The organism is Albidovulum sp., from assembly GCF_041919395.1.
Classification (GTDB): Bacteria; Pseudomonadota; Alphaproteobacteria; order Rhodobacterales; family Rhodobacteraceae; genus Albidovulum.
In genome coordinates this window covers 22282-38324 of the sequence record NZ_JAYRTX010000017.1, presented here as the reverse complement: position 1 = coordinate 38324, position 16043 = coordinate 22282, and the positions used below count along the sequence as shown (strand labels likewise).

The following is a 16043-nucleotide window of genomic DNA, read 5'->3' as shown; positions in this document are numbered from 1 at the left end:
CGGACCGGGTGGGACCGGCAACCCTGCCCGTCCTGCGGGGCGCCTATCCGCCGAAACCCTTGAGGAAGCTCGTGAGGTTCGCGCCGAGCGCGGGCTGGAGGTAGCCGCCCTCCTGCACGATGACGGAGGGCAGGCCGAGCCCGGCGATGGCGCCGGCGATCCGGGCGAAGCCCGGTGTCGTCACCCGGAAGCCCTGGAAGGGGTCGCCCTCGTGTGCGTCGAGACCAAGCGCCACGACAAGCGCATCGGTCCCGAAGGCGCGGATACGGGCAAGGGCGATGTCGAGGGCTTCCAGATAGGAAGCGTCGTCGGTGCCGCGCGGCAGGGCGAGGTTGAGGTTGTAGCCGAGCCCGGCACCCGTCCCGCGTTCCTCCGCATGACCCCAGAAGAAGGGGTAGAACCGCGCCGGGTCGGCATGGATCGAGACCGTCAGAACGTCGGCCCGCGCGTAGAAGATGCCCTGCGTGCCGTTGCCATGGTGGACGTCCACGTCCAGTATCGCGGGCCGCCGGCCCGCCCTCAGCATCGCCTCGGCGGCGATGGCAGAGTTGTTGAGGAAGCAGAAGCCCCCGGCGAGGTCGCCGAAAGCATGGTGGCCGGGCGGGCGGCAGAGCGCATAGGCCGCGCGCTCGCCCGCAAGCACGACGTCGGCGGCGGTGAGCGCCGCCTGCGCCGACCAGTAGGCCGCGTCCCAGGTGCCGGCGGCGATCGGGCAGGCGGTGTCCGCCTGGTGGAACCCGGCCTGGCCGACGGCCGAGCGCGGGTAGGAGGCGGTTCGGCGGTCGGGATGGATGTTCGGGATCACCTCGTCGGCCGCGCCCGCGATCCGGCTCCAGCGGGTGTGGATCGTCTGCAGGAATACGAGGTATTCCGGCGAATGCAGCGCGGCGAGCGGCCCCGGACCGTGATCGGTGGGGGCCGCGAAGGTGCAGCCCGCGGCCTCCGCCCCCGCCCTCAGCGCCTCGATCCGCGCGGGCTGCTCGGGGTTCGGCAGGCGGGTGCCGTTGGCCATGAACATCTTCGGGTCATGCGCCCGCTGGCGGTCGTCGAAGAAGGCTTTCATCCCGTTTCTCCAATACGGTCGAGGGCCGCTCCCGCGACCAGGAGCGAGGTCTCGCCCGGGTGCGGGGCGAAGCCGAGTCCGCGATAGAAGGCCAGCGCGCGGACATTGTCTTCGTGGACCGCGAGCCGGAGGAACCCCGCGCCCCAGAGCGCCCGCGCCTCGTCGCGGACGGCGGTGAGAAGCCGCGCCCCGAGCCCCGCGCCGCGTGCCGACGCCGCCACCCAGAGGTCGGAGACATAGGCGCCCGGAACGCCGCGCGTCGTCGAATAGAGGGGTGAGAAGACCGCCGCGCCGACCGCGCTGCCGCCCCTGAGGGCGAGGAGCGCCCGGAAGGCGGGTGCGGTTCCGAAGCCCGCCGCCCGCAGGTCCTCTGCCGTCGCCCGGTGGGTGTCGCCGAGGTCGGCCGAGAGGGCGCGCAGCGCCGCATCGAGCAGGTCCACGTCCTCGACCCTGGCCGGGCGGATCGCGATCCCGTCCATCAGAACCCCACCCCCGCCGCGCCCTTCAGCCCGAGCATCGCCCGCGCCTCGTCCGGGGTGGCGAGCACGCGCCCGAGCGCCTCGACGATGCCGCGGACCTTCTGCACCTGTTCGGCGTTCGACCGGGCGAGCTGGCCCCTGGCGATGTAGAGGTTGTCCTCGAGCCCGACCCGGACATGGCCGCCCATCGCCGCTGCCTTCTCGGCCAGAGGCATCTGCTGGCGGCCCGCCGCCAGGACGGAGAAAAGGTAGTCGTCGCCGAAGAGCCGGTCTGCCGTGGCCTTCAGATGCTCCAGATGCTCGGGCTCGGCCGCGATGCCGCCGAGGACGCCCATGACGAACTGGATGAAGATCGGCGCCCGAACCAGCCCGCGGTCGGCGAAGTGCCTGAGCATGTTGAGATGCCCGACGTCGTAGCACTCGAACTCGAAGCGCGCGCCGCGCTCCTCGCCCATGCGCCGCAACACGCCCTCGATGTCGCGGGGCGTGTTCTTGAAGACGAGGTCGTCAGAGGTCCGCAGGAACGGCTCCTCCCAGTCATGAAGCCACTCGGTTCGCTTGCCCAGCATCGGGTAGAGCGCGAAGTTCATCGTCCCCATGTTCAGCGAACACATCTCGGGCCGGAGGGCCAGCGGTGCGGCGAGGCGCTGGTCGAGCGTCATGGTCGCGCTGCCGCCGGTCGTCAGGTTCACCACGGCGTCGCAGGCCGCACGGATCTGCGGCAGGAAGCCCATGTAGTGATCGAGCGCGGCCGAGGGCCGCCCGGTCGCCGGGTCGCGGGCGTGCAGGTGCAGGATCGCCGCCCCGGCCTTTGCCGCCTCGATCGCCTGGGCCGCGATCTCCCCGCCGGTCACCGGCAGGTGGGGCGACATCGAGGGCGTGTGGATGGAGCCGGTGACGGCGCAGGTGACGATGATCTTCGACATCGGTCAGGCCGGGACTGCGAGCGCGGGGGCGATCTGGGCCGCGAACCGGTCGAGCGCCGTTGTCAGCTTTTCCATGATCTCTTCGACCTGCGCCTCGGTGGTGATCATCGGCGGGCAGACGAGGAAATGGTCGCCCTCAATCCCGTCGCGGGTGCGGCGGGAGTAGATGATCAGCCCCTCCTCGTAGGCGCGTTCGACAAGCTCGACATGGGCGTTGAGTCCCTTCGGCAATGGCCGCATGGTCTGGCGGTCGGCGACCAGCTCGAAGGCGAGGAGCAGGCCCTTGCCGCGCACGTCGCCGATGAAGGGATGCCGCTGCTTGAGGGCCTCGAGCCGAACCTTCAGGTGGTCGCCGGTGCGGGCGGCATTAGCCATCAAGCCGCCGGCCTCGATCTCCTCGATCACGGCGAGGCCGGCGGCGCAGGCGAGCGGGTTTCCCGCATAGGTATGGCCATGCATGAAGCCGCCGGCCTTAAGCACCGGCTCCACAAGCCGGTCATGCGCGATCATCGCGCCCAAGGGCGCATAGCCCGCGCCGAACCCCTTCGACATCGCGATGATGTCGGGGGCCACGCCCCAGTGGTCGGCGCCGAGGAAGAGCCCGGTGCGCCCGCCGCCCGACATCACCTCGTCATGGATGAGAAGCACGCCGTGGCGGTCGCATATCTCGCGCACCGCGGCCATGTAGCCCGCGGGCGGGACGAGCGCGCCGGTGGAGGCGCCGCCGACCGGCTCGTGGATGAAGGCAAGCACCGTCTCGGGCCCTTCCGCGACGATCTTCGCCTCCAGCATCGCGGCATAATGCGCGCCCGTCGCCGGATCGTCGGGGTCGAGCCCGTCGAGATAGGCGCGGGGCGCGGGGATTTTCGGCATCGCCTGCAGCATCGGCGCGAAGGGCGCCGTCAGCGGCGTGTAGGACGTCAGCGCGAGCGCACCGAGGGTGGCGCCGTGGTAGGAGGGCGCGCGCGAGATCACCTTCCAGCGCGACCCCTGGCCCACCGTCACCGCATACTGGCGGGCGAGCTTGATCGCGGCCTCCACCGCCTCGGACCCGCCCGAGACGAAGAAGACCTTTTCCATCCCCCCGGGGCAGAGGCCCGCGACCCTGGCGGCGAGCCGCTCGCCGGGCTCGGTCTCGAAATGCAGCCGGTAGCCGAAGGTCGCCTTTTCCATCTGCCGCCGCATGGCTTCGAGCACGCGCGGGTTGGAGTGGCCGATGTTCGACACCATCGCGCCCGAGGACCCGTCGATGTAGCGCTTGCCGTGGACGTCCCAGATATAGATGCCCTCCGCCCGCTCGAGCACGGGGCGCTTCTGGTCGCTCTGGTAAAAGAGGTGGCTCTTGCCGGTCATCTCGGCCTCATGTTCAGGGATCGGGGCGAGCCTAGCCGCCCCGCGCGGCGACCGGAAGGGGGTGCGCGACAGCTTTCCGCGCCGCGCGCGATAGGTTAGCACCGCCGGGGACGGGGCGGCGGGCGCCCGGCACGAGGCGGGAGAGGGGCGATGACGCCCGAGGCGCGGATCGCGGCGGCGATCGAGGTTCTCGACGGGGTGATCGGCGGAATGCCGGCCGAGCGGGCGCTGACCGGCTGGGCGCGGGGGCACCGGTTCGCCGGCGCACGCGACCGGGCGGCGATCCGCGATCTCGTCTTCGACACGCTGCGCCGCCGGCGATCCTGTCTTGCCCGCGCAGGCGGCGGGGCCGAGACGGGGCGGGCACTGATGATCGGCTGGGTCGCCGCGGCGGGGCGGGACCCCGAGAACGTCTTCGCCGGCACGGGCTATGCCCCCGGCGCCCTCGACCCGGCCGAACGCGCCCGGCTTGCGGCCTTCGCGCCCGAAGCCGTGGACGAGTGCGTGGCGCTCGACTGCCCCGACTGGATCGCTCCGATGCTGCGCCGCGCGCTCGGCGCCGAGTTCGCTGCCGTCCTCGCCTCGATGCGGGACCGCGCGCCGGTCTTCCTGCGGGTGAACCCGGGCCGGGGTGCGGCGCGTGACGCGGTGACGTCGCTCGCCGCCGAGGGCATCGGCACGCGCGATGCGGAGGATGTCAGCTGCGCACTGGAAGTCACAGAGAATGCGCAGAAAATCCGCCAGTCCGGTGCCTATATGGACGGCCTCGTGGAGTTGCAGGACCTGAGCCCGCAGGCGGCCGTCGCGGCTTTGCCGCTCCATCCTGACACACGGGTGCTCGACTTTTGCGCGGGCGGAGGCGGCAAGGCGCTCGCCGTCGCGGCTCGGGGCGTGGCGGAGGTCGTCGCGCATGACGCGGATCCCGGACGCATGGCCGACCTGCCTGCGCGGGCCGCACGCGCGGGCGTGAGGATTGCCACGGCCGCGCCGGCCGCGCTTGCCGGGCGGCGCTTCGACCTCGTCCTCGCCGACGTGCCGTGTTCCGGAACCGGAACCTGGCGGAGGACGCCCGACGCCAAATGGCGCCTGACTCCCGCCCGGCTTGAAGAGCTTCGCCGGCTGCAGGCCACAATACTCGACCGCGCCAGCGCCCATGTCGCGCCGGCGGGGCATCTCGCCTACATGACCTGTTCGCTCCTGGTCGAGGAGAACCGTGACCGGATCGACGACTTTCTCGCCCGCAATCCCGGCTGGCGGCTCGACGGCGACCGGCTTTTCACACCGCTGTCGGGGGGCGACGGCTTCTACAGCGCTCTCTTGACGCGTGGGTCGGGCGCAGCCTAGACAATTGGAAGTTGTGATCCGGGCGCGGTTAATCGCTGCTTAAGCATTTCGGGTCCGAATGCGGAGGAACCGAATCTGAAGGGAGCAACCTGGTGTCGCATCCGGCGCTTTCCCCGCACCCGCTGACCCGAACGGCGCTGACGCTCGCGCCCCGCAGCGCGTATCTCGTGCTGGCTGCCCTGATTGTCGCCGCCCTTGCCTGGTTCCTGATCGAGGGTGTCCTGGGGATCGCGGTGCTTGCCGTGGCCGGAACGCTGGCGGCACTCGCTGCGCTCATCAACTGGCTCACACTCCGGCACGGGTCGTCGCACGGCGCCTTTCAGGAGCAGATCGCGGCCTTCATCGAACATGACGCCTCGCCAAGTTTCACCACCGATCCCGAGGGCGAGATCGGGACCCAGAATCGCGCCGCACTGCAGCGGTTCGGAAGCCGCGGCGGCCAGACCCTGACCCGTGCGCTGGCGGAGGTCTTCGCCAGTCCCGCGGCGGTGCTGCATCGGCTTCAGAACCGCGCCGAGGCAGCCGGTTCCGCGCGCGAGGACCTTGTCACCCGGCGGGGTCACGTGCGGCTCTCGGTCCACCGGATCGGCGAGGCGGGATTTCTCTGGCGGCTCGAGGACATGGCCGAGCGGGCCGTGGGTGGGCGCGGGGCCGAAACGATCAGCCTGCCCATGCTGACGGTCTCCCGGAGCGGCACGATCCTCTTCATGAACGAGGCGACACGAAGGCTGATCGGTGAGCGTGTCAAGACGCTCGACCGGATCTTCGGCGACCTGCCGCTGCGTCCGGGGGAGGAGCACGAAATCGCCGGCGCGGACGGCCCGGTGCGCGCGCTTGTTGCGGTGATCGAGAGTGCCGGCGGGCGCCGCGAGGTCTATCTGCTGCCCTCTGCAGCCGACACGCCCCCCCATTCCGCGGATCCGACGGCCTTCGAAACCCTCCCCGTGGCCCTCCTGCGTCTGACCGGCGCCGGCGAGGTGCGCGAAGCGAACCGGGCTGCACGGACGCTTCTGGGCGAGGTCGCTTCGGGAACGCGGCTCAGCGACCTTCTCGAGGGGCTCGGCCGGCCGGTGAACGACTGGATCGCGGACGCGCTGGCCGGACGCGCCAACCAGCGCCCCGAGGTCCTGCGCCTGCGCGGCGTCGAGAAAGACAGCTACCTCCAGGTCACGCTGATCCGTGTCGTCGAGGACGGGCGGCCCGCTCTGGTCGCGGTGCTGTCGGATGCGACCCAGCTCAAGACACTCGAGGCGCAGTTCGTGCAAAGCCAGAAAATGCAGGCGATCGGCCAGCTCGCGGGCGGTGTGGCGCATGACTTCAACAACCTTCTGACTGCGATTTCAGGGCATTGCGACCTTCTCCTGCTGCGTCACGACAAGGGCGACCAGGACTACGCCGACCTCGTCCAGATCAACCAGAACGCCAACAGGGCGGCCAGCCTCGTCGGCCAGCTCCTCGCCTTCTCGCGCAAGCAGACTCTGAAGCCGCAGATCATCGACCTGCGCGACACGCTGTCGGACCTTACCCATCTTCTCAACCGGCTCCTCGGCGAGAGGGTCCGGCTGACGGTCGCGCACGATCCCGCGCTCAAGCCGATCCGGGCCGACAAAAGGCAACTCGAACAGGTGGTGATGAACCTCGTGGTCAACGCGCGCGACGCGATGCCCGCAGGTGGAGAGGTGCGGATCGAGACGGAGATGCAGACCATCCGCGACGCTCTCGCCCGCGACCGGGTCAGCGTGGCGCCGGGCGCATATGTCGTCGTGCGGGTCACCGATTCCGGCATCGGCATCCCTGCCGACAAGCTGCCGAAGATTTTCGAGCCCTTCTTCACGACCAAGCGGCAGGGCGAGGGTACCGGCCTCGGTCTTTCGACCGCCTACGGAATCGTCAAGCAGACCGGCGGCTACATCTTCTGCGACAGCATCGAAGGCCAGGGAACGACCTTCACGCTCTATTTCCCCGCCAACGACCGCGCGGAACCGGCCGTGGAACCCGCGATCCAGGCGCCGCGCCGCGTCACGCGGACGGGCGAGGGTGTCGTGCTGCTCGTCGAGGACGAGGCCCCGGTCCGGGCCTTCGCCAGCCGCGCGCTGCGCCTGCGGGGCTATACCGTGATCGAGGCGGAGAATGCCGAGGAGGCGCTGCGGACGCTCGAGGACCGTTCGCTTGCGATCGACGTCTTCGTGACCGATGTGATCATGCCAGGCATGGATGGGCCAAGCTGGGTGCGCGAGGCGCTCAAGGAGCGGCCGAACACCCGCGTCGTGTTCGTTTCCGGCTATTCGGAAGAAAGCCTGACGGAAACGCGCGAACGGATTCCGAACTCGGTCTTCCTGCCGAAGCCCTTCTCGCTCGGCGAACTCACCGCGACGGTCCAGGGCCAGCTCCACTGAGGCGCTAAGGGTGCTCCACGAGGGCCTCGGCCCCTGAAGGGAGAGCGGACATCCGCGGTGCAGGCCCGTCGCGCCGGTTGCCGGACCGGCAGATGATCCGGAATAAGGGCCCGACGCTAGCGTTGCGTCCGCCCTCGGCCGCGGCACCGGGCTTTCGGTCGGGCACCGTCCCGCGATATTCCATGCGCCGCGCACCCCCCCCTGTCGATCCGCCTGTCGCGACTCCGGCCGACCGGCAGGCTGCGCGGGCGGCGCGATCAGGTGGGTCGCCCGGGCACGACAGGGTCAGCGGCCGAGCGAGGCGTAGAGCGCAAAGTCACGGCCGAATGCGTCGCGCAGGCGTGTCTCGATCGCCGGGGACAGGTCGGTCGCGCCCGGGGGCGAGACGTTCAGCCGCGGCAGCGTGATCTCGCAATCGAGCCGGTCCTCGAGGAAGCGCACGAAGCTCGCCATGTCGTCGTAGCGGAAAAGACGGTCCGCCCCCGGACCGCGCTCGGGCACCAGGAAGCGGCCCTGCGACCCGACATTGGCGAACTCGGGCTGGGGATCGGCGAGGTATCCCTCGACGAAGGCATCGAAGCTCAGCCCCTTCGTGCTCTTCTCCGGCGCCACCCCGCTTGCCCGTTGCCGGTAGCGATACCAGCTTCCGAGCCAGTCGATCGGCTCGCGCATCACCGCCACCACCATGAAATCCTCGTCGGCCGCCTTCTGGAGAAAGGGTGCGAGGTATTTCCAGTATCGATGCACGGAAGTGTGCTTCAATTCCGGAGGGCGCTGGATGACGACGCTGGCGAGGGGTTCCAGGGCGGCCTCGATGGCTGTCGTGCCTGTCTTCGGTGTCGCGAGATAGACGAGCCGCTGCTTCCAGAAGACGAGCATTGCAGACCTTTTTCCCTTTTCCCGCGGATTCGCCGGCGCCATTAACTAAACGTTTACCCAAAGGAGAAAAAGTCGATTTTCAGAAAATCCGGTTGAACTGTTCTTCTTTTGATCTCATAGATGCGAGAACAAGAGGCGAACACGAGCATGATTGCCGCGCCCACTGGCGTGTGAAATAAGGAACGGGACCATGGCAGTGACGAACCTTCTCGACATGAACGACAAGCGCTCCCCCGACAAGCAGAAGGCGCTCGACAGCGCGCTCGCCCAGATCGAACGGCAGTTCGGCAAGGGCTCGATCATGCGGCTGGGCGCGGGCAACCCGGTGATGGAGATCGAGGCGACCTCCACGGGCTCGCTCGGGCTCGACATCGCGCTCGGCATCGGCGGCCTGCCGAAGGGCCGGGTGGTGGAAATCTACGGACCGGAAAGCTCGGGCAAGACGACGCTGACGCTGCATGTCGTGGCCGAGGAACAGAAAAAGGGCGGCGTCTGCGCCTTCGTCGACGCCGAACATGCGCTCGATCCGCAATATGCGAAGAAGCTCGGCGTGAACCTCGACGAGTTGCTGATCAGCCAGCCCGACACCGGTGAACAGGCGCTGGAGATCGTCGACACGCTGGTGCGATCGGGCGCGGTCAGCCTCGTCGTGGTCGACTCGGTCGCGGCGCTGACGCCGAAGTCCGAGCTCGAGGGCGAGATGGGCGATTCGAGCGTGGGCGTCCATGCCCGCCTCATGAGCCAGGCGATGCGCAAGCTCACCTCCTCGATCAGCCGGTCGAACTGCATGGTGATCTTCATCAATCAGATCCGCATGAAGATCGGCGTGATGTTTGGCAGCCCCGAGACCACGACGGGCGGCAACGCGCTGAAGTTCTATGCCTCCGTCCGGCTCGACATCCGCCGCATCGGCTCGATCAAGGACCGCGAGGAAGTGGTCGGCAACACCACCCGCGTGAAGGTCGTGAAGAACAAGGTGGCGCCTCCCTTCAAGCAGGTCGAGTTCGACATCATGTACGGCGAGGGCATTTCGAAGACCGGCGAGCTCGTCGACCTCGGCGTGAAGGCCGGCGTGGTCGAGAAGTCGGGCGCCTGGTATTCCTACGGCGACGAGCGCATCGGCCAGGGGCGCGAGAATGCCAAGCAGTTCCTGAAGGACAATCCCGCCGTGGCGCACGAGATCGAGGACAAGATCCGCGCGAGCCACGGGCTCGACTTCGGCGCCTCGGACGAGGGTGGCGACGAGGTGATGGAAGCCTGACGGCCCCCGTCCAGCCCTTCACACGCAGCACGGGCGCGGCCGGATCGGCGGCGCCCGTTTCGTGTCCGGCGAGGGCGGGTCCCAAGGCCCGCCCGGATCACGCGCCCGGCCGCTGCCTCGCCGCGCCGCAGAATTGTGGACACGGGACCCGACACGGGATAACACGCCAAGGCCCTTCCCTTCGCCCGACGAGGCCCGCCCCGATGCCCAGCCTGAACGACATCCGTTCGACCTTTCTCGACTACTTCCGCCGCAACGACCACCGCGTCGTGGCCTCCTCGCCGCTTGTGCCGCGGAACGATCCGACGCTGATGTTCACCAACTCGGGCATGGTCCAGTTCAAGAACTGCTTCACCGGGGTCGAGAAGCGCGACTACGTCCGTGCGACCACGGCGCAGAAATGCGTACGCGCCGGCGGCAAGCACAACGACCTCGACAACGTGGGCTACACGGCGCGGCACCACACGTTCTTCGAGATGCTCGGCAACTTTTCCTTCGGCGACTACTTCAAGAAGGAAGCCATTCCCTTTGCCTGGGAGCTGATCACGAAGGACTTCGGGATCGACCCGAAGCGGCTGACGACCACCGTCTACCACACCGATGACGAAGCCTTCGCGATCTGGCGGAAGGTGGGCGTGCCGGAGGGGCGGATCATCCGCATCGACACCGACGACAATTTCTGGCGCATGGGCCCGACCGGCCCATGTGGCCCCTGCACCGAGATCTTCTACGATCACGGTGACCGTATCTGGGGCGGCCCGCCCGGCTCGGCGGAGGCGGACGGCGACCGGTTCATCGAGATATGGAACCTCGTCTTCATGCAGAACGAGCAGATGGCCGACGGCACGCTGCGGGTGCTCGACATGCAGTCGATCGACACCGGCATGGGGCTGGAGCGGATCGGCGCGCTTTTGCAGGGCAAGCACGACAACTACGACACCGACCTCATGCGGAGCCTCATCGAAGCCTCGGCGCACGGCACCTCGACCGATCCGGACGGGCCGGGCAAGGTGCATCACCGGGTCATCGCCGATCATCTGCGCTCCACCTCCTTCCTCATCGCCGACGGGGTCATGCCCTCGAACGAGGGGCGCGGCTATGTGCTGAGGCGGATCATGCGGCGGGCGATGCGGCACGCGCATCTCCTGGGCGCCGAGGAGCCGCTGATGCACCGGCTGGTGCCGGCGCTCGTCCGCCAGATGGGCGCCGCCTATCCCGAGCTTGTCCGCGCCGAGGCGTTGATCGGCGAGACGCTGAAGCTCGAGGAGAGCCGGTTCAAGCAGACGCTCGACCGTGGCCTGAGGCTACTGGACGACGAGTTGGCCAGGCTCGGCGAGGGCCAGCCGCTTCCCGGCGCCGCGGCGTTCAGGCTTTATGACACCTACGGCTTTCCCCTTGACCTCACGCAGGACGCGCTGCGCGAGAAGGGCCGCACTGTCGATGTCGCGGGCTTCGACCACGCGATGCAGGAACAGCGTGCCAAGGCGCGCGCGGCCTGGGCCGGCTCGGGCGAGACGAAGGACGCCGCGATCTGGTACGACCTCGCCGAAAGGCACGGTGCGACGGAATTCCTCGGCTACGACACCGAGACGGCGGAGGGCCAGGTTGTCGCGCTCGTCGCCGACGGCGCCGAGATCGGTGCGGCCGCGACCGGCGCGAAGGTCCAGATCGTCGTCAACCAGACGCCCTTCTACGCCGAGGCCGGCGGGCAGGTCGGCGACACCGGCCTCATCCGCACCGATACCGGCATGGCGACCGTCACCGATACGAGGAAGTCGGCCGGGGTCTTCATCCACCTCGCCGAGGTGACGGAGGGCGAGATCGCGCGCGGCCAGCCGGCGAAGCTCGAGGTGAACCACGCCCGGCGCACGGCGATCCGCGCAAATCATTCGGCGACGCATCTTCTGCACGAGGCGCTGCGGCGCGCGCTTGGGGACCACGTCGCGCAGCGCGGCTCGCTCAACGCCGAGGACCGGCTGAGGTTCGACTTCAGCCATTCCAGGGCGATGACGCCGGCGGAACTGGCGACCGTCTCGGTCGAGGTGAACGACTTCATCCGCCAGAACTCCGCGGTCGAGACGCGGATCATGACGCCCGACGACGCCCGTGCGATTGGCGCGCAGGCGCTTTTCGGCGAGAAGTATGGCGACGAGGTGCGGGTCGTCTCGATGGGCCGTCTCGCGGGTTCGGCGAAGGGCGCGGACGGGGCCACCTATTCGCTGGAGCTTTGCGGCGGCACCCATGTCGCACGCACCGGCGACATCGGCGCCTTCGTCTGCCTCGGCGACAGCGCCTCCGCCGCGGGGGTGCGGCGGATCGAGGCGCTGACGGGCCAGGCGGCGCTGGATCACCTGAACGCGCATGGCACGCGGCTGGCGGAGATCGCGGCGGCGCTGAAGGCCCAGCCGGCCGAGGTGGTGGACCGCGTGCGCGCGCTGATCGACGACCGCAAGGCGCTTCAGAACGAGGTGGCACAGCTTCGCCGCGACCTCGCGATGGGGGGCGGTGCGACGGGCGGGGCCGAGGCGAGGGAAGTTGGCGGCGTGAAGTTCCTTGCGCAGACCGTCGCGGGCGTCTCGGGCAGGGACCTGCCGGCGATCGTCGATGAGTTGAAGGCGCGCGTGGGCTCGGGCGTCGTGCTCGTCGTTGCCGATACCGGGGGCAAGGCCGCCGTCGCGGCCGGGGTCACGGCGGACCTGACGGACCGGCTTTCCGCGGTGGCGATCGTCAAGGCGGCGGCCGAGGCGCTCGGCGGCAAGGGCGGGGGCGGGCGGCCGGACATGGCCCAGGCCGGCGGCGCGGATGCGTCGAAGGCGGAAGATGCGGTGAGGGCCGCCGAAGCGGTGATCGGAGGAGCAGCATGAGCGCGACGAAGGGGGCGTTCTGGATCGCCCATGTGAAGGTCACGGATGCCGAGGCCTATGGCCGCTATGCCGCCCTCGCGGGGCCCGCGATCGCCAAGCACGGCGGGGTCTTCCTCGCCCGCGGCGGGCGCTACGTCCAGCTCGAGGGTAACGACCGGCCGCGCAACGTCGTGGCGCGCTTCCCCTCGCTCGAGGCGGCGGTGGAATGTTACCACAGCCCGGAGTACCAGACGGCCCTTGCGCATGCCAGGGGCGCCGCGGAGCGCGACCTGATGGTGGTCGAGGAATCCTGATCCCGCTCGGGGCGGATTGACGCCCGTGGGCTCTGCGCGGTATCGTTCCGGCCAACAAGGCAAGGGAAAATAAACCCTTTTGCGGCAAGGCTGAGCAGGCGGGGCCCGGAGGCAGCAGTGACGATCCTCAAGACGATGGCGGGGGCCTGACCCATGTGCCGTTGGGCCGCCTACACGGGCGAGCCGATCTTCCTCGAGGAGATCGTGTGCCGGCCCGGGCATTCGCTCATCCACCAGAGCCACGGCGCGACGGAAGCGAAGTCGGCGATCAACGCCGACGGCTTCGGCCTTGCCTGGTACGGCGAGCGGGAGGAACCGGGGCTTTTCCGCGACATCCTGCCGGCCTGGTCGGACCCGAACCTGCGCTCGCTGACGGCGCAGGTGAAATCGCATCTCTTCCTCGCCCATGTCCGCGCCTCGACCGGGACGGCGACGAGCCGCAACAACTGCCATCCCTTCGCGGTGGGAGCCTGGGCCTTCATGCACAACGGCCAGATCGGCGGCTACGACAGCTTCCGCCGCGACGCCGAGATGCTGATCCCGGACCATCTCTATCCGCACCGCAAGGGCGCGACCGACAGCGAGGCCCTGTTCCTCGTGGCGCTCGGCGAGGGACTCGCCGAGGACCCGAAAGGCGCGCTCGAACGGGCGACGGCGGCGATGGAGGCGCTGTCGCGTACCAAGGGCGCGGCCCCGCACGTCCGCATGACGGTCGCCTTCACCGACGGCCGGCGTCTTTATGCCGTGCGCTACGCGACCGACGACGCGGCGCCCTCGCTCTACCACCGCTGGTCTGACACCCGCGCCGGCCGCGCCGTGGTCTCCGAGCCGCTCGACGCCGGCCAGTGCTGGGAGCCGATCCCGCCCGGCAGTTTCTGCACCTTCGACGGCACCGAGGTGCGCGTGGAGCCCTTCGTGCCGCGATGCCGGAGCCGCGCCGCCTCCCGCCGGAGCCGCGCCGCCTGAGCGGGTTTCCAGGCGGCGTCCGTCACGCCCATGTCGTTTTCGCCCGCGAGATGACGCAATCCGCAGCCGTGCCCGCGCGATTGGCAGTAAAACGAGGACCAGCCAGACGGACAGAGGAGGCGCGCATGAACGAAGTGGCGGAAGGTCGTCGGGCCCGGGGCGGTGGCGGCGCGGCAAGGCGGGCCGAGCGGACGGCGGTGCGCATCGAGGTTGCGAAGTTCATCGAGCGCAACATTCCCAATCTCGAAGTCCTGAACGAAGAGGCGCTGGCGATCATCGAGGCGAATGCCGAGACGGTGCTGGAGGAGATCGGCGTCAACTTCGTCGAGAATCCGGGCGCGCTCGCGCTCTGGAGGGCCGCCGGCGCCGATGTGCAGGGCGAGCGGGTGCGCATCCCGAAGGGCCTCGCGCGCCAGCTCTGCCGGACCGCGCCCTCGTCCTATGTCCAGCACGCGCGCAATCCCGAACGCAGCGTGACCGTGGGGGGCAGGGGCCTTGTGCTCGCGCCGGTCTATGGCCCGCCCTTCGTCCGCGACGCTGACGGCGGTCGCCGCTATGCGACGATCGAGGATTTCCGCAAGTTCGTGAAACTCGGCTACATGTCTAAATGGCTGCACCATTCCGGGGGCACGGTCTGCGAACCGACCGACGTGCCGGTGAACAAGCGCCACCTCGACATGCTGATGGCGCACATGACGCTTTCCGACAAGCCCTACATGGGCTCGGTGACGGAACCCTCGCGCGCCGAGGATTCGGTGGCGATGTCGGAGATTCTCTTCGGCGGCCTCGACGGCCGCACGGTGATGACCTCGCTCATCAACATCAACTCGCCGCTGACCTTCGACGGCATCATGATGGGGGCGCTCGAAGTCTATGCGAAGGCCAACCAGGCCGCGATCATCTCGCCCTTCATCGTCGGTGGCGCGATGGCGCCGGTGACGGTGGCGGGCACGCTGACGCAGGTCCTGGCCGAGGTGCTGGCGGGGGTGGCCTATAGCCAGCTCGTCCGCGCCGGCGCGCCGGTGATCTTCGGCGCCTTCGTCACCTCGATCGACATGAACTCCGGCGCGCCGACATTCGGCACGCCCGAGGCGAGCCTGATCACCTATGGCGCCGGTCAGCTTGCCCGGCGCCTGGGCCTTCCCTACCGTTCGGCCGGCGCCTTCTGCGGCTCGAAGCTGCCCGATGCGCAGGCGGCATACGAGAGCGCCAACAGCCTCAACATGGGGCTCCTGGCGGGGGTCAACTTCATGCTGCACGCCTGCGGCTGGCTCGAAGGGGGGCTGGTGTCCTCGTTCGAGAAGTTCGTCATGGACGCCGATCAGCTCGGCGTCCTCCATGGCCTCGCCAAGGGTATCGACCTCAGCGAGAACGGCCAGGCGATGAATGCGATCCGCGAGGTGGGACCGGGCGGGCACTACCTCGGGTGCGCCCATACCCAGGCGAATTTCAAGGAAGCATTCTGGCGGACCGAGCTTCTGGACTACAAGCCCTACGAAACCTGGGAAGAGGAGGGCGGCCGCGACACCGTGGCGCTTGCCCGCGTGCGGGTCGAGAAGCTTCTCGCCGACTACCGCAAGCCCGACATCGACCCTGCGGTGGAAGAGGCGCTGGAGGCGTTCGTGGCGCAGAAGAAGGCTTCCATGCCCGACGCCTTCATGTGATTCTTCGCACACTCCGGGTGCAATACGGGCCGCCCCGATCGGGGCGGCCCGTCTGGTTTCAGACTGCCTCCGTGCGGGGCAGGAGCCGCACTTCGGCCATCATCGCGATCAGAAGCTCGATGTGGCGCACGAAGCTGTAGGAGGCATCTCCCGACAGCCGGATCGTCTCGAGCCGCTCCTCCTCGGCCAGAAGCTCGCTCAGGGCGCGTTCGGGCGCCGGCGCGTGGGAAGATCGCATCAGCCGGCGAAGGTCGCGCGACCGGCTGTAGTCCGAGACCCCGGCGCGCGCAGCGCGCACAAGCAGGCGCGGACGGCGCAGGTCGCTGACGAGAGTCATGAGATCGGGCATCGAGGTCTCCTGGGGTGATACAACCGCAGGATGAAACAGGGGGGAGCGATGTTGCGGATTGTCGCTATCCTGCGTCCGCAAACTTCAGCCAGATTTATGAATTCGAAAGAAATATGGCCGCTGGGCGCCGCTTTAACGAACAGGTAACGGAATCAACCAAGGGTTGCGCCATATTCTGGTTAAGGCGGCGTGAAGCGTCGCGACAA

General features: G+C 68.9%; 13 protein-coding genes. 7 read left to right on the top strand and 6 right to left on the bottom strand.

Annotated elements, in window-relative coordinates; translation table 11 throughout:
• Positions 1 to 43: 43 nt before the first annotated feature.
• From ACMUOO_RS04995 to ACMUOO_RS04980, 4 genes are read right to left on the bottom strand one after another with little or no spacing between them, the layout of a single operon-like run.
• Complete coding sequence (locus ACMUOO_RS04995; protein WP_413854904.1) at positions 44 to 1063, bottom strand: histone deacetylase family protein; 1020 nt, start codon at positions 1061 to 1063, stop codon at positions 44 to 46.
• Positions 1060 to 1542: a GNAT family N-acetyltransferase gene (locus ACMUOO_RS04990; protein WP_301918162.1), complete on the bottom strand. Its 483-nt coding sequence runs from the start codon at positions 1540 to 1542 to the stop codon at positions 1060 to 1062. Before ACMUOO_RS04990 ends, ACMUOO_RS04995 begins: the two co-directional genes overlap by 4 nt.
• Positions 1542 to 2468, bottom strand: coding sequence for a 3-keto-5-aminohexanoate cleavage protein (locus ACMUOO_RS04985; protein WP_301918163.1), 927 nt, complete (start codon positions 2466 to 2468; stop codon positions 1542 to 1544). The genes ACMUOO_RS04990 and ACMUOO_RS04985 overlap by 1 nt, the downstream gene beginning before the upstream one ends.
• A 3-nt stretch (positions 2469 to 2471) precedes the next feature.
• Positions 2472 to 3821 carry an aspartate aminotransferase family protein gene (locus ACMUOO_RS04980; protein WP_301918164.1) on the bottom strand — a complete coding sequence of 450 codons (1350 nt, stop codon included), beginning with the start codon at positions 3819 to 3821 and terminating at the stop codon, positions 2472 to 2474.
• A 150-nt stretch (positions 3822 to 3971) separates the two neighbouring features.
• On the opposite strand from ACMUOO_RS04980, the gene ACMUOO_RS04975 reads away from it, so the two are divergent.
• Positions 3972 to 5165 carry an RsmB/NOP family class I SAM-dependent RNA methyltransferase gene (locus tag ACMUOO_RS04975; protein ID WP_301918165.1) on the top strand — a complete coding sequence of 398 codons (1194 nt, stop codon included), beginning with the start codon at positions 3972 to 3974 and terminating at the stop codon, positions 5163 to 5165.
• 92 nt (positions 5166 to 5257) lie between these two features.
• Positions 5258 to 7561 carry an ATP-binding protein gene (locus ACMUOO_RS04970; RefSeq protein ID WP_413854903.1) on the top strand — a complete coding sequence of 768 codons (2304 nt, stop codon included), beginning with the start codon at positions 5258 to 5260 and terminating at the stop codon, positions 7559 to 7561.
• A 285-nt stretch (positions 7562 to 7846) separates the two neighbouring features.
• On the opposite strand, the gene ACMUOO_RS04965 is transcribed toward ACMUOO_RS04970, so the two are convergent.
• Complete coding sequence (locus ACMUOO_RS04965; protein WP_301918166.1) at positions 7847 to 8440, bottom strand: hypothetical protein; 594 nt, start codon at positions 8438 to 8440, stop codon at positions 7847 to 7849.
• Between the two features lie 190 nt (positions 8441 to 8630).
• On the opposite strand from ACMUOO_RS04965, the gene recA reads away from it, so the two are divergent.
• From recA to ACMUOO_RS04940, 5 genes are all read left to right on the top strand, one after another.
• Entirely contained in the window at positions 8631 to 9701 is a 1071-nt protein-coding gene (recA, locus tag ACMUOO_RS04960) for a recombinase RecA (protein ID WP_301918167.1), read from the top strand.
• A 203-nt stretch (positions 9702 to 9904) separates the two neighbouring features.
• Positions 9905 to 12565 carry an alanine--tRNA ligase gene (gene alaS, locus ACMUOO_RS04955; RefSeq protein ID WP_301918168.1) on the top strand — a complete coding sequence of 887 codons (2661 nt, stop codon included), beginning with the start codon at positions 9905 to 9907 and terminating at the stop codon, positions 12563 to 12565.
• The gene (locus tag ACMUOO_RS04950; RefSeq protein ID WP_301918169.1) at positions 12562 to 12858 is read left to right on the top strand and encodes a DUF1330 domain-containing protein; all 297 of its coding nucleotides are present in this window, start codon (positions 12562 to 12564) and stop codon (positions 12856 to 12858) included. The genes alaS and ACMUOO_RS04950 overlap by 4 nt, the downstream gene beginning before the upstream one ends.
• A 153-nt stretch (positions 12859 to 13011) precedes the next feature.
• Positions 13012 to 13824, top strand: a complete 813-nt coding sequence (locus ACMUOO_RS04945; RefSeq protein WP_301918170.1) for a class II glutamine amidotransferase — start codon at positions 13012 to 13014, stop codon at positions 13822 to 13824.
• Positions 13825 to 13949: 125 nt separating this feature from the next.
• Positions 13950 to 15488, top strand: coding sequence for a trimethylamine methyltransferase family protein (locus ACMUOO_RS04940; RefSeq protein WP_301918171.1), 1539 nt, complete (start codon positions 13950 to 13952; stop codon positions 15486 to 15488).
• 58 nt (positions 15489 to 15546) lie between these two features.
• Here ACMUOO_RS04940 and ACMUOO_RS04935 read toward each other — a convergent pair whose 3' ends face one another.
• Complete coding sequence (locus ACMUOO_RS04935; RefSeq protein ID WP_301918172.1) at positions 15547 to 15837, bottom strand: DUF6477 family protein; 291 nt, start codon at positions 15835 to 15837, stop codon at positions 15547 to 15549.
• Positions 15838 to 16043: the final 206 nt, after the last annotated feature.